Origin of the sequence: Alloalcanivorax sp. C16-1 (genome assembly GCF_046507805.1) — a bacterium.
Lineage (GTDB): Bacteria > Pseudomonadota > Gammaproteobacteria > Pseudomonadales > Alcanivoracaceae > Alloalcanivorax.
Genome location: NZ_JBKFTK010000005.1, coordinates 1 through 13,094, shown reverse-complemented (window position 1 = coordinate 13,094; position 13,094 = coordinate 1). Strand labels below are relative to the sequence as shown.

Sequence of the window (13,094 nt, the reverse complement as noted above, 5' to 3'; positions counted from 1 at the left end):
CTTACGCCCGCTGAGGGCTCAACCGGCCTGCCGGTGGCGGCGGATGTAATCCTCCCGGCCCATGGCGGCCACCAGGGCGTAGGCCAGCGACGGCGCCAGGCTTTCCAGCAACGCCCGGGCGTCCTCATCGAACGGCGACAGCGCCGCCAGTTCCAGCACGCCCAGGGCCTCGTCGCCCTGGCGCACGGTGAGAAACAGAATCTGGCCCGGGCGCATCCGGCTGTGGCCGGTTTCCAGGTCCAGGTAGCCCGCCGGCACGTCGTGGCACAGGGTCACGTCGCCCTCCGCGTCCAGGGCGCCGGCCAGCAGGCCGTCGCGTTCCCGGTGGCCGCCCCCGTCGTCCCGCCCGGACAGGCCGCGGGCGGCCTCCCGATGGAGGCCGTCGTCGGCCACCCGCCAGGCGGCGCCGGCCACCGCCGGGGTGTGCTCGATCATGAACCCGAGGGCCTGATCCAGCAGCACCGTGACCCGGGGGTTGCCGGCGATGTGCGCCATGAAGTCGTAAAGCAGCCGTTGCCGGCGCGCCTCCCGGTCGGCGTTGTCGCGCCATTGGCGCAGCCGCTCGGATTCCCGGGCCAGCAGCAGATTGTTGGCGTAGCTGTGGCGGGCGCTGGCGTCCAGCATGTAGCCGTTGAGCGCGCACACCACCAGCGGAAAGCCGTAGAACAGCAGCAGCGAGGCCGGGTTCACGGCCCAGCCCAGCACCAGCGCCAGGGTCAGGGCCAGCACCAGCGAGCCCAGGCACCAGAACAGGGTGCGGGTGGGCGGCAGCCGCAGGATCGAGAAGCCGATGATCAGCACATAGACGGTCTCGAAGGCCGCCACCTGGCCCAGAAAAGTGTCCGCCAACCGGATCGCCCCGAGCAGGGTGCCGGCCAGGGAGATCATCAGGGCGAGCCCGATCAGGGTGCTCATGAAGCGGTTCAGGGCGTCCACCTTCACCGCCACGAACAGCAGCGCCAGGGCCCCGGCGATGGGCCAGAAGCCGAACAGCCGCCAACCGGCCATGCCCGGCGCGTCCACCCAGGCCAGCACCGGCAGGGTGACCACCAGGAACAGACCGATCAGCACATACAGGGAGCGCCCGATCAGTTTGCGCGCCCGCCGCAGGGCATGGTGGATGTAGTCGTCTTCCAGGGAGCCGGGAAAGCGCACCCACAGCGTCCCCAGCGCTTTTTTCAGGTCGCGCTCCTGGCGCGCGTCCACGACGGTCCTGGTAGCGGCCCTGGCCATGGCGATCCCCCTTGATGTTGTTGTCTTGCTTTGCGTTATCGTTATGGTCGACAGTAGAGCGCCGGCCGGGCCACCCCGAGGGCCCGGTCCTACCCCTAATTCGCTAATCGACAGGTGAGAATAATGGCCGATACCGCCCGTTTTGAACAGGCCCAGAAGGACGTTAAAACCCTCAACAAAAAGCCGGGCAATGACGATTTGCTGTTCCTCTATTCCCATTACAAACAGGGCAGCGAGGGCGATGTGAGCGGCAAGCGGCCTGGTATGCTGGATATGGTCGGGCGCGCCAAGTACGACGCCTGGGCCAAACTCAAGGGCATGAGCAAGGACGACGCCATGAGCAAGTACATCGACAAGGTCGAGTCCCTGCTCAAGACGCACAAATAACCGTCCCCGGCGGCGGCTACCCGCGGTCGCCCCGGGCGAACAGCGCTCTTTCGTCGTCCGGGTCCGCCGGCGGCGCTTCCTCCTCCTGCTCGGCGGGGCGGCGGCGGGCCAGCCACAGCGCCATGGGCGCGGCGATCCAGATCGACGAACTGGTGCCCACCACGATCCCGAACAACACCGGCAGGGCGAAGCTGGCCACCGCCGGACCGCCGGCCAGCCCCATGGGCAGAATCGCCAGGAAGGTGGTCAGGGAGGTGAACAGGGTGCGCCTCAGGGTCTGGGTCAGGCTCAGATCGATGATCTCCCTCAGCGGCCGGTCGGGTTCCAAGGCCTGGTTTTCACGCATGCGATCGAACACCACCACCTTGTCGTTCACCGAATAACCGATCAGCGTCAGCAGCGCCGCCACCGCGGTGAGGTTGAACTCCACGCCGGTCAGCACGAAGAACCCCAGCGTCTTGCTCACATCCAGCATCAGGGTGACCAGCGCCGCCCAGGCGAAGTGCGGGGCGAAGCGCAGCCGCAAATAGACGAACATGCCCAGACCGGCCAGCAGCAGCGCCAGCAAGCTGGCCTCCACGAAGCCACCGCTGACGCTGGGCCCGACCACGTCCACCCGGGGAAAGGTGGCGTCCGGGACCACGCCGGTCAGGGCGGTGCGGGCAGTGGCGATGCGCGCGTCGTTGTCGGCGCCGGCGGGCAGGCGCACCCGGTACTGGCCGTCCGCGCCGAAGCGCTGCAGCGCGGCGTCCAGGCCGGCGTCGGCGAGGGCCTGGCGCAGCGGCGCGATGGCGGTGTGCGGCGGCGCGTGCACCTCCAGGGCCACGCCGCCCTGGAAATCGATGCCGGTGTTCAGGCCCGGCCACGCCAGCGATCCCAGCGACAACACCGACAGCACCACCGACAGCACGATGCCGGTGGCGCCCACCCGCATGAAACGGATCGGTTGCCGCCGCCGCTCCGCGCCCAGCCAGTCCGGCCCCGGCAGTTCCAGGGTGCCGCGGGCCTGCTTGCGCAGACGCCACTCCATCAGCAGCCGCGTCACCGAGATCGAGGTGAACAGCGACACCAGCAGGCCCACCGCCATGGTCACCGCGAAGCCGCGCACCGGGCCGGTGCCGAACTGGAACAGCAGACCCACGGCGATCAGGGTGGTGATGTTGGAGTCCAGGATGGTGGCGTAGGCGCGCTGGAAGCCGGCGCGCAGGGCGCTCTGACCGCTGCGGCCCCGGCGCGCTTCCTCGCGGATGCGTTCATTGATCAGAATATTGGCGTCCACCGCCATGCCGACGCTGAGAATCAGGCCGGCGATGCCGGGCAGCGTCAGGGTGGCGCCCAGGGACGCCAGCAGCCCCACCACCAGCCCCAGGTTGATCACCAGGGCGGTATTGGCGATCAGCCCCCAGCGGCGGTACACCGCCACCATGAAGCCCAGCACCAGGGCGGCGCCCAGCAGCCCGGTGGTGATGCCCATGCGGATCTGATCGCCGCCCAGATCGGGGCCCACGGTGCGCTGCTCGACCACCTGCAACGGCGCCGGCAGGGCGCCGGCGCGCAGCAGCAGGGCCAGATCGCCGGCCTCGCGGGCATCGAAGCCGCCGCTGATCTGGCCGCGCCCGGCGGTGATCGGTGAACGGATCACCGGGGCGGTGATCACCTCGCCGTCGAGCACCACGGCGAAGCGATCGCCCACGTGGTGGGTGGTGATGTCGGCGAACTTCTTCGCGCCGGCATCATCGAGCCGGAAATTCACCACCGGCTGGTGGGTGCGCGGGTCGAAGCCCAGCCGGGCGTCCTCCAGGTTACCGCCGTCCAGCAGCGTCAGGGGGTTCAGCGGGTAGGTCCGGCCGTCGTCGGCGCCGGGCAGCCGCCGGGCGGTCTCGCCCGGGGCCGCCATCAGGTGGAAGGTGAGCCGGGCGGTGCGCCCCAGCAACGCCTTGATGTGGCCCGGGTCGGTGACGCCGGGCAGCTGCACCACGATGCCATCCTGGCCCTGGCGGGTGATCAGCGGTTCCACCACGCCGGTTTCGTCGAGCCGGCGGCGTACCACCTCCAGGCTGCGGGCCACCGCGTCGTCGCGAATCTCCGCCGCCTCGCGGCCGTGTTTGCCCCGGGTCAGGGCGTCGGTGTCGACCCGCATCAGCAGGTGGGAGCCGCCCTGGAGATCGAGCCCCAGGGTCAGGGTATGGGCCCGGTAGGCGTCGGGCAGGCCGGCGCGCCAGGCCGGCGGCAGCAGGCTCGGCAGCGCCGCCGCCAGGCCAAGCAGAATGATCAGGCCGTAGGTCAGGGCCCGCAGGGTGAAGCGAGGGTTCATGGTGATCTCTCTGGTCCACGAATCGGGGCCGGAGCGGCGACAGCCGCTCCGCTCTGGGAGCGCCGCCGGATGGGCGGCGCGGGTCGCGGAAACGGATCAGAGAGGCGGGGCGCGGGGTGCCCCGGGGGTGCGGCAGCGGGGGCCGGGAAGGGCGACGGAACGGGCAACGATGGGCACCGGCGAGACCGCCGGCGGCAGCGGACCGGCGGCCACCACCGGCAGCGGGGAGGCCGGTGGCGGGTCCCGATCATCGTCCGGATGATGGCGACGGGGGGCGCCCGGACCGGGATCGGCGGGCAGCGCCTGATGGGACGGGCCGGGGTCGGCCAGCAGATGCGCCGGGACGCCGTCGTCGATGCCCGGCATCGCCCCCGATGCCGGCGCCGGCAGCGATGCCAGCATCGACGCCAGGGCCAGCGCCAGCGGCAACCACAGCGCCAGCCAGACCCGCGCCGCCGATGGGGCGGCGGATCGGGAACGATTCAGGTGGGTCGGGCGTGGCGACGGGTGCATGGTGGCGCTCAGCGGTTATCCAATGGCATCTGGTAGGCCTCGGCGCGTTCCACATAATCCTGGTAGGCGGGCAGGGCCACGGCGGCGAGAATGCCGATCATGGCCAGCGTTACCAGCGCCGCCGCCACCGCGCCGAGGATCACGCCGGTGCCGTTGGCCGGCGGACGGGGGCCGTAGCGATTATCGCCGGGCGTGCCCGGCACGAACAGCAAAATCAGCGCCAGCAGCAGATTCACCAGCGGCACGAAGCCGAGCAGGATCAGCCAGCCGCTGCGGTTCAGGTCATTCAGGCGGCGAATGCCATAGACGCAGGCGGCGAAGGTGGCCACCGCCATCAACAGCAGTGCCACCACGCCGACCACCGCGGACGGCTCCGAGCGGGTGGCGCCGGCGGTGAGCACCGAGGCGAAGGTCAGCAGCAGGTAGAGCACCAGCATCACCAGGCCCAGGTAGGCGAAATAGCGCAGCCGGCCGAGCCGCCCCCGGAACGCGAACGGCTCGGTGGCGGCGTGGGTCGGGGCATCGCCGTCGGGAGCGGCGGGGGAGCGGTAGGGTTCGGTCATCGTCGTTCCTGGTTCGGGGGCCTGGGGCCGGCATTTCGGGCCGAGCATAACCGGGCGCCGGCGCCCTGGCCATCCGCCGCGGTCACGTCAGCCAGGCTTTCAGGGCGCGGCGCACGCCGGCCCAGCGGTTGACCAGCAGCGACAGAAAGATCATCAGGCAGCCGGCCACCTGCACGACGGTCATGGTCTCGCCGAACCACAGCGCCGCGAACAGGGCGGTCCACATCGGCTCCAGCACCAGGATCACCACGCCGTGGCTGTGCACCGACAGGCTCTGGGCGTAGGTCTGCAGGAAAAAGCGGAAGGCGGTGCCCAGGGTGGCGCTGGCGATCACCCAGCCGGCCATGGCGCCGCTGAAGCCGGCCAGGGTGGCCCGCCAGGGTTCCAGCAGCAGGCTGCCCAGGCCGGTGACCAGGCTGACCGTGAGCATCACCACCGTGGTCAGCGCCAGCGCCGGCACCCGCCGGCGGGTGGTGACCGCACCGGAGGCGGCGGTGCGCACCGCGTCGTTGGCGGCACGGGTATTAAGGGTGAAGAACAGGGCGAACATGGCCGCCGCCGCCACATAGAACCCTTGCCCGGGTTCGGCGCGGAAGCCGCCCTCCAGGGCCAGCAGAGCCAGCCCGGACGCGGCCACCGGCAGCGCCACCCAGGTGCTGGCCGGCGGCTGTTCCTTGAACACCAGCCGCGCCATCACCGGCACCAGCACCACCCCCAGGCTGGTCAAAAAGGCCCCTTCGCCCACATGGGTGCCGAAATTCAGGCCCAGAATCCAGAAGCTCATGGCCAGGCCGAACACCAGCCCCACGCGCACACTGCGCAGCAGCTGGTCCCGGTCCAGGCGCAGCAGACGGGGCCAGGCCACCAGCGCCAGCACCAGGCCGGCGAGCAGGAAGCGCAGGGCCATGAACAGCAGGGGCGGCATCAGCAACACCGCTTCCTTGGAAAAAATCCAGCTGATGCCGGCCAACAAGGTGACCGCCACCAGCACCAGGTCGGCGCGACCGGTGGCGGCGCTCATCGACGGGGATTCCGGCGCGGGGCCAGGGGCATGAGGTTCTCCGGGCGGGGAGGGGAAGGGCGCGCATTCTAGCAGAGCGGAACGCCCCGGCGTGAAAAAACCCCCGCGGGTATCTCCCCAAGCGGGCCGGACCTTGCTAAGTTGGGCGCCCGTTACCCTGGGAACCGGCGGTGGCCGATTCCTGGCCCGGTTTGTGTGCCCCTCCGGTACTTCGTTGAGAGGCATTCGTTGAAAGCTAAGAGGACCCCCATGACCACCGAGGCCATTCGCGTCGAGGATTTTTACGAACCGGCGGTGTTCCGTCGCATCAAGGACCTGGCGGACACCAAGGAGACGCCCTTCGTGGTGATCGACACGGAAACCGTCGGCCGGCATTACGATCAGCTGGTCGGGCAGTTCCCGTTCGCGCGTATCCACTACGCGGTGAAAGCCAACCCCGCCGAGGAACTGATCACGCTGCTGCGTGACCGGGGCGCCAATTTCGACATCGCCTCCATCTATGAGCTGGACAAGGTGATGAACCTGGGCGTGGCCGCCGAACGCTGCATCTTCGGCAACACCATCAAGAAGGCCCGCGACATCCGCGCCTTCTACGAGCGCGGCGTGCGCATGTTCGCCACCGATTCCGAGGCGGACCTGCGCAATATCGCCAAGGCGGCGCCGGGCTCCCGGGTGTACGTGCGCATCCTGACCGAAGGCACCCACACCGCCGACTGGCCGCTGTCGCGCAAGTTCGGCTGCCAGACCGACATGGCCCTGGACCTGATGATCCTGGCCCGTGATCTGGGCCTGGAACCCTACGGCGTGTCCTTCCATGTGGGATCCCAGCAACGGGACATCGGGGCCTGGGACGCCGCCATCGGCAAGGTCAAGATCATGTTCGAGCGGCTCCGCGAGGAGGTCGGCATCGAGCTGAAGATGATCAATCTGGGCGGCGGTTTTCCGGCCAACTACATCGCCAAGACCAACGATCTGGAGACCTACGCCTCCGAGATCATCCGCTTTCTCAAGGAAGACTTCGGCGAGCAGCTGCCGGAGATCATTCTTGAACCGGGCCGCTCCCTGATCGCCAACGCCGGCGTGCTGGTCAGCGAGGTGGTGCTGATTTCGCGCAAGTCGCGCACCGCCCTGCAGCGCTGGGTGTTCACCGACGTGGGCAAGTTTTCCGGCCTTATCGAGACCCTGGACGAGGCGATCAAATACCCGATCTACACCGAGAAGAAAGGGGAGATGGAAGAGGTGGTGATCGCCGGGCCCACCTGCGACAGCGCCGACATCATGTACGAGAACTACAAATACGGCCTGCCGCTGAATCTGGCCATCGGCGACCGCCTGTACTGGTTCTCCACCGGTGCCTACACCACCAGCTACAGCGCGGTGGAATTCAACGGCTTTCCGCCGCTGAAGAGTTACTACATCTAGGGCCTGTTCACACTACTTGCATCACGCCTGCTGGATGTCATTTTGGTCTCCAGCTAGGCGGAAGGAGCGCCGTTTGGTCATTCCAAATAAGCGACCGACAACGACGCTGGAGGCCAAAAGGGCGCCAGCCCTTCGGGTTGTGCCTAAAAACCCACCCCTCCGCGTTACTCGTCGTTCATTTGGCGCCACCAAACTTCTCTCCTCGTGCCTAGATGGGTGGGTTTTTAGCCACAACAGGCGTAATGCAAGTAGTGTGAACAGGCCCTAGACCGTCACCCGGGCCGTGCCGTCGGCACGGCCCTTCCCACGGCGGTCCCGGTGGGCCGCATCCGTGCCGTCCTGCTCATATGACGGGACGCCCCCGGGCAAATCGCTTTACGGCCCACGGACAAAAAGGGCAAGCTTCCAGACCTGATTTTTTTCGGGTTGTTGTTGGGGAAAAAGGATGTTCAAACAGGCCAGGAAATGGCTGGAAGACCGCAAGCTGTCGCGGCTGCCGGTGAGCCGTGAACAGTGGGAGCAGGCGGTGGCGCCGTGGCCGGTGGCGGCCCGTTACCAGGGGCCCGACCGGCAGCGTTTGTACGACGCGACGCTGCGCTTTTTGCTGCGTAAGGAACTGGCCAGCGGCGGCGGCTTCGAGCTGAACGACGCCCAGCGGCTGCTGATCGCCACCATGGCGGTGGTGCCGGTGCTGGAGCTGGGGCTGGATTGGTACGACGGCTGGTACACGATGATCGTCTACGAAGACACCTTCGTGACGCCGGACGGCGGCATGGACGAATTCGGCGTGGTCCACGAGGAAGGCCGGGCGCTGGCCGGCGAAGCCTGGCTGCAGGGGCCGGTGATTCTGTCCTGGGGCGATATTCTGCAGGCCAGCTCGGAAGACGGTTACAACGTGGTGCTGCACGAACTGGCCCACAAGCTGGACATGCTCGACGACGGCCCCAACGGCGCGCCGCCGCTGCACCACGGCATGGACCGGGAACGCTGGCACGAAGTGTTCACCAATGCCTGGCAGGCCCTGCAGGGGGCGGAGCAGCGTGGCGAGGCGTTTCTCGATCCCTATGCCCTGGAAGATCCGGGCGAGTTCTTCGCCGTGGCCACCGAGGGGTTCTTCGAATCGCCGGATTATCTGCGCGGCGTGCTGCCGGAGGTGTACGAGCAGCTGGCGCTGTTCTACCGCCAGCGGCCCACCGGCTGATCGCGGTTTTCTTACTTTAGCCAATTACTCCAATAAACGGGCCAGACGCCGCCGCAGGGCGGCGTTTTCCCGGCGCAGCCGCTGATTGTCCTCGATCAGTTCCAGGGCCAGGGCCACGCCGCTCCAGTCCAGGGCCAGGTCCCGGTGCAGACGGGCCGCCCGGGTCACGATCACGGTGACGGTTTCGTCGAACAGCCAGTGCGGGTCCCGGGCCTGGGGTTCGATGATGCCCAGTTCCACGATTTCGGTGACCGTGGCCACCGGCAGGGCCACCCGGCGGGACAGTTCGGTGAGGGTCAGTCGGCGGACGCTGTTGTTCATGCCATCACTCCCAGTCGGCGCGCGGGTCGAAACCGCTGTGCTCGGCAAGCTGCCGCCACAGGGCCTGGCTGCGTTCATCGTTGCGGTCGGGCATCACCACCTTGAGCACGGCGTACAGATCGCCGGCCCCTTTCTTGCCGTTCAGCCCCTTGCCGCGCAGGCGCAGGCGGCGGCCGTTCTGGCTGTCGGCGGGCACGGTGACGCTGATGCGTCCGCTCAGCGTCGGCACCGACACCTTGCCGCCCAGCGCCGCTTCCCAGGGCGCCACCGGCACGGTGACGATCAGATCGTGGCCATCCACATCGAACAGCGGGTGGGGCACCAGCCGTACCCGCAGGTACAGGTCGCCGGACTCGCCGCCGTCGGCGCCGGGGCCGCCCTGGCCCTTGAGGCGGATGCGTTCATTGTCGCCGGTGCCGGCGGGAATGGTGACGTTGAGGGTACGCTCGCCGACCCGGATCTGCTTGCGGGTGTCCGCCACCGTGTCTTCCAGGAACAGCGGCATTTCCACTTCCAGGTCACGGCCGGCGCGCGGCCCGGCCCGACGGCCGAAACCACCGCCGAAAATGGATTCGAAGAAGTCCGAGAAGGCGCCGTCGTCCTCGAAGCGGGTCTCGCCACCGCCGCCGCCGGCACCGGAGCGGAACCCCTGCCAGCCCGGCGGTGGCTCGAAGCCGCCGCCGCCTTGCCGGTACTGCCGCAGCCGGTCGTACTCAGCGCGCTTTTCCGGGTCCTTGAGGGCGTGATAGGCCTCCGACACCTCCTTGAACTTGCGTTCGGCGTCGTCGTCACTGCTCACATCGGGATGATATTGCCGGGCCAGTTTGCGGTAGGCGCTCTTGATCGCCTTGTCGTCCGCGTCCGGCTCGACGCCGAGAATACCGTAATAGTCCTTGAACTCCATGCTCGCCACGACTCCCGTGCCGCCGGTGGTTTTCAATGTCCTTTTTATGGCGGCGCCTTGCCCTTTTACAAGCCTTTACCCGTTGCCCGGAGCCGCTTTTCGGAAAGCAATGCTATCTTTACACCCATCACGGGTTATTGACTCAAAACAACGACGGAAATCAGCGAGTTGGGCCAGGGAGAAGGAGAGCCGCTTGAAGATTCTCGACAGCACCTTGTTCTACACACAATCGAGCGGCGGGGTGCGTACCTATATTGATGCCAAGCGTCAGGCGCTGCTGCGTCGCGGAGATATGAGCCATAAGGTGGTGCTGCCCGGCGCGGGGGTCCGTTTCGACCAGGATTTCGTGCAGCTCCCGGCGATGCCCCTGCCGCTGGCCCCGGGCTACCGGTTTCCGCTGCGTCTGGGGCTGTGGGCGAATGTCATGGCCGGGCTGCAGCCGGATCTGATCGAAGCCGGCGACCCCTATACTCCGGCCTGGGCGGCCCAGCGCGCCGCCCGCATGCTGGACGTGCCGGCGGTGGGCTTTTACCACTCCGATCTGTTGTCGTTGATTCACCACCGGGTGGGCGCTTTTCTGGACGCCGGCACCCGCGCTTATATCCGGCGCCTTTACCAGGGCTTCGACCTGGTGCTCAGCCCCAGTCAACTGATGGCCCGCCGCCTGGCCGAGTGCGGGTTGGAGGACGTGCAGGTGCAACCCCTGGGCGTGGACCTGAAGGCGTTCCACCCCGAGCGCGCCAGGCCGGACGCCCGCCAGCGGCTGGGCATCGAGGAAGACCGCCCGCTGCTGGTGTTCGCCGGCCGGGGCACCCAGGAAAAGAACATCCCGGTGCTGCTGGAGGCGATGCGCGCCTTACCCGACTACCATCTGTTGCTGATCGGCACCGGCCTGCAGCCGGACGCGCCGGACAATGTATCGGTGATTCACGAATTCTGTCCGGCGCCGGAAGTGGCCGGCTGGATGGCGGCGGCGGATGCCCTGGTGCACGCCGGCGACCAGGAGACCTTCGGGCTGGTGGCCCTGGAAGGCATGGCCTGCGGCCTGCCGGTGGTGTGCGCCGACGCCGGCGCGCTGCCGGAGGTGGTGCCGGCGCGCTGTGGCCGCCATGCGCCGGCCAACGACGGCGCCGGCTTCGCGGAGGCGATCCGCGATCTGTTCGAGCACGACGATCCGGCGGCGTTGGGCCGGATTGCCCGCGCTCACGTGGAATCCCGGCACAGTTGGGACACCGTGGTGGACAGCCTGCTCGGCCACTACCGTCGTGTGCTGGGCGTGTACGATCAACCTGTTTTGGCGCGAACCCATGAATCCCATTCCTGACGACCCCCGGGCGCCGGCGTTCATGCTTTCCCTGCATGACGTGGCGCCGCACAGCTGGCCGCTTTACCGGGCGTTCCTGGCGGAACTGGAGTCGGAAGAGGCGGGCGGCGAGCTGCGCTGCACGCTGCTGACGGTGCCGGACTTCCATCACTACGACGTGGCCGACCGCCACCCGGCCTTCTGCCGCGCCCTGCGGGCCCGCCAGGACGCCGGCGATGAGCTGGTGCTGCACGGCTACTATCACGAGGACGACGGTCCGGCACCGCAAACGCCCCGGGGGCTGCTGCGCCGCCGGGTGCTGACCCATGAGGGCGAGTTCTCGGCGCTCAATCGCGGCGAGGCGGCGCGACGTATTCGTGATGGCCTGTCCATGTTCTACGGGCAAGGCTGGCGCGCCGACGGCTTCGTGCCGCCGGGCTGGGTGACCAACAGCGAAGGCCGTAACGCCATCCGCGAGGCCGGCTTCGCCTACCGCACCGACAGCGGCGCCATCTACCGGCTGCCGGACGAACGGCGCTGGCCGCTGCCCACCCTGGTGATGTCCTCGCGCAGCCAGTGGCGCCGTCGGCTGTTCATCCTGCTTAACCGCTGGCGCCTGTTCTATTACCACAACGCGCCGATTCTGCGTCTGGCGCTGCATCCGGTGGACCTGCGCCACCAAGAGAGCCGGCAATTCTGGCTCGACACCGTGCGCGCCGTGCGCAAGGAGCGGCGCAGCGTGACCAAGCGGCGCTGGCTGCTGGAGCAGAGCCGGCTGGAACAACGGCGAGTGGCGCGGTGAGTCGCCGCTGGCGCTGGCTGTTGCTGGTCGCCCTGCTGATCGGGGCCACCGTGCCCCTGGTGCTGGGCGGCCCGGCGGCGTTCCATGACCTGAGCCGGGTGCCGGTGAGCTGGCTGCTGGGTATGCTGGCGATGATCGGCGTGTGCTGGAATCTGAACGCCTGGCGCCTGCGGCTGATGCTCAACGGTCGCGCCCCCACCCTGACTCACGGCGATGCCCTGGTGACCACCGTGGCCACCGAGTTCAGCCTCAACGCCACCCCCGGTGGCAGCGGCGCGCCGTTTACCCTGGCGGCGCTGCTGTCCCGCCACGGGGTGGCGCCGTCCCACGCCACCGCCGTGCTGGCCGTGGATCAGCTCACCGATATGCTGGTGTTCGCCACCTTGCTGCCCACCGTGGCCCTGTACGGGCTGGCGCGCTATCTGGATTGGGGTGGCTGGTGGCAACTGGCGGTGCCGTTGGGCTTGTTGCTGGGCGGGCTGGCGGCGGTGGTGCTGACGGTACGCCACCAGCGCCGGCTGCTGATCGGTTCCGGCGAGCTGCTGGCCTGGCTGGGCATGCGCCGCCGCCGCCGTTTCCGGCTGGCGCGTGCGACCCTGCGCTTCCGCCGTGGGCTGGAGGAAACCCTGGCGGTACCGCGCCGCAAGCTGGCGCTGATGTTCGGCCTCTGCCTGCTGCATTGGTTGCTGCGTTATTCGGTGATCTACATCGCGGTGCTGGCGCTGGGCGAGCATCTGGACTGGGCCTACGGGTTCTTCGTGCAGATGGTGGCCATGGGCGCCGGCCATCTGACCCTGCTGCCGGGCGGGGCCGGCGGCGCCGAAGTGGCCGGCGCCGCCTTGCTGAATCCCTGGCTGGGCACGGTCACCGCCGCCACCGTGATCGTGATCTGGCGCTTCGTGACCTTCTACTGGTACCTGATCGTCGGCGCCCTCCTGATGCTCTACCTCGGCGCCCGCGAAACCCGCCCCCTGATGAACTGACCCGACACCGGCGAACTGTTTAACGGTTGATCGAAGTTTCGTTCTCCAGCGGGGCGCGGCTCAGGGCGCGACGCCCTTCCGGGAACGCCGTGAACCCGTCCCTGGGGGCTCCCTTTCGAACGTCCTG

At 68.3% G+C, this 13,094-nt stretch carries 13 protein-coding genes; 6 read left to right on the top strand and 7 right to left on the bottom strand.

The features are described 5' to 3' along the window. Positions 1–18: 18 nt before the first annotated feature. Positions 19–1,233, bottom strand: coding sequence for a GAF domain-containing protein (locus ACLD0W_RS15430; RefSeq protein ID WP_410308376.1), 1,215 nt, complete (start codon positions 1,231–1,233; stop codon positions 19–21). Between the two features lie 123 nt (positions 1,234–1,356). Here ACLD0W_RS15430 and ACLD0W_RS15425 point away from each other — a divergent pair, with 123 nt between their 5' ends. Then, positions 1,357–1,620 (top strand): acyl-CoA-binding protein, encoded by a 264-nt coding sequence (locus ACLD0W_RS15425; protein WP_410308375.1) that lies wholly within the window; start codon positions 1,357–1,359, stop codon positions 1,618–1,620. 16 nt (positions 1,621–1,636) lie between these two features. On the opposite strand, the gene secD is transcribed toward ACLD0W_RS15425, so the two are convergent. The 4 genes from secD to ACLD0W_RS15405 form a co-directional block, all read right to left on the bottom strand. Continuing rightward, a complete protein-coding gene (secD, locus tag ACLD0W_RS15420; RefSeq protein ID WP_410308374.1) occupies positions 1,637–3,934 on the bottom strand; it encodes a protein translocase subunit SecD in 2,298 nt (765 codons plus the stop codon). Between the two features lie 96 nt (positions 3,935–4,030). Continuing rightward, entirely contained in the window at positions 4,031–4,447 is a 417-nt protein-coding gene (locus tag ACLD0W_RS15415; protein ID WP_410308373.1) for a hypothetical protein, read from the bottom strand. Positions 4,448–4,455: 8 nt separating this feature from the next. Next, positions 4,456–5,010, bottom strand: a complete 555-nt coding sequence (locus ACLD0W_RS15410) for a DUF805 domain-containing protein (protein ID WP_410308372.1) — start codon at positions 5,008–5,010, stop codon at positions 4,456–4,458. An 82-nt stretch (positions 5,011–5,092) separates the two neighbouring features. After that, positions 5,093–6,031 carry a DMT family transporter gene (locus ACLD0W_RS15405; RefSeq protein ID WP_410308371.1) on the bottom strand — a complete coding sequence of 313 codons (939 nt, stop codon included), beginning with the start codon at positions 6,029–6,031 and terminating at the stop codon, positions 5,093–5,095. 249 nt (positions 6,032–6,280) lie between these two features. On the opposite strand from ACLD0W_RS15405, the gene ACLD0W_RS15400 reads away from it, so the two are divergent. Together ACLD0W_RS15400 and ACLD0W_RS15395 are read left to right on the top strand one after the other, a co-directional pair. Further along, on the top strand, positions 6,281–7,453 hold the full coding sequence (locus ACLD0W_RS15400) for a type III PLP-dependent enzyme (protein ID WP_410308370.1): 1,173 nt from the start codon (positions 6,281–6,283) through the stop codon (positions 7,451–7,453). Positions 7,454–7,898: 445 nt separating this feature from the next. Then, positions 7,899–8,654, top strand: coding sequence for a zinc-dependent peptidase (locus tag ACLD0W_RS15395; protein WP_410308369.1), 756 nt, complete (start codon positions 7,899–7,901; stop codon positions 8,652–8,654). 24 nt (positions 8,655–8,678) lie between these two features. Here ACLD0W_RS15395 and ACLD0W_RS15390 read toward each other — a convergent pair whose 3' ends face one another. Both ACLD0W_RS15390 and ACLD0W_RS15385 read right to left on the bottom strand, forming a co-directional pair. Beyond that, positions 8,679–8,975, bottom strand: coding sequence for a chaperone modulator CbpM (locus ACLD0W_RS15390; RefSeq protein ID WP_410308368.1), 297 nt, complete (start codon positions 8,973–8,975; stop codon positions 8,679–8,681). A 4-nt stretch (positions 8,976–8,979) separates the two neighbouring features. Continuing rightward, positions 8,980–9,879, bottom strand: coding sequence for a DnaJ C-terminal domain-containing protein (locus ACLD0W_RS15385; protein ID WP_410308367.1), 900 nt, complete (start codon positions 9,877–9,879; stop codon positions 8,980–8,982). A gap of 193 nt (positions 9,880–10,072) precedes the next feature. Between ACLD0W_RS15385 and ACLD0W_RS15380 the strand changes: the two genes are divergently transcribed. The 3 genes from ACLD0W_RS15380 to ACLD0W_RS15370 are packed head-to-tail and all read left to right on the top strand — an operon-like array spanning position 10,073 to position 12,967. Beyond that, positions 10,073–11,203 (top strand): glycosyltransferase family 4 protein, encoded by a 1,131-nt coding sequence (locus tag ACLD0W_RS15380; RefSeq protein ID WP_410308366.1) that lies wholly within the window; start codon positions 10,073–10,075, stop codon positions 11,201–11,203. Then, positions 11,187–11,984 (top strand): DUF2334 domain-containing protein, encoded by a 798-nt coding sequence (locus tag ACLD0W_RS15375; RefSeq protein WP_410308365.1) that lies wholly within the window; start codon positions 11,187–11,189, stop codon positions 11,982–11,984. The genes ACLD0W_RS15380 and ACLD0W_RS15375 overlap by 17 nt, the downstream gene beginning before the upstream one ends. Further along, positions 11,981–12,967 (top strand): YbhN family protein, encoded by a 987-nt coding sequence (locus ACLD0W_RS15370; RefSeq protein WP_410308364.1) that lies wholly within the window; start codon positions 11,981–11,983, stop codon positions 12,965–12,967. Before ACLD0W_RS15375 ends, ACLD0W_RS15370 begins: the two co-directional genes overlap by 4 nt. The last annotated feature ends 127 nt before the right edge of the window (positions 12,968–13,094 follow it).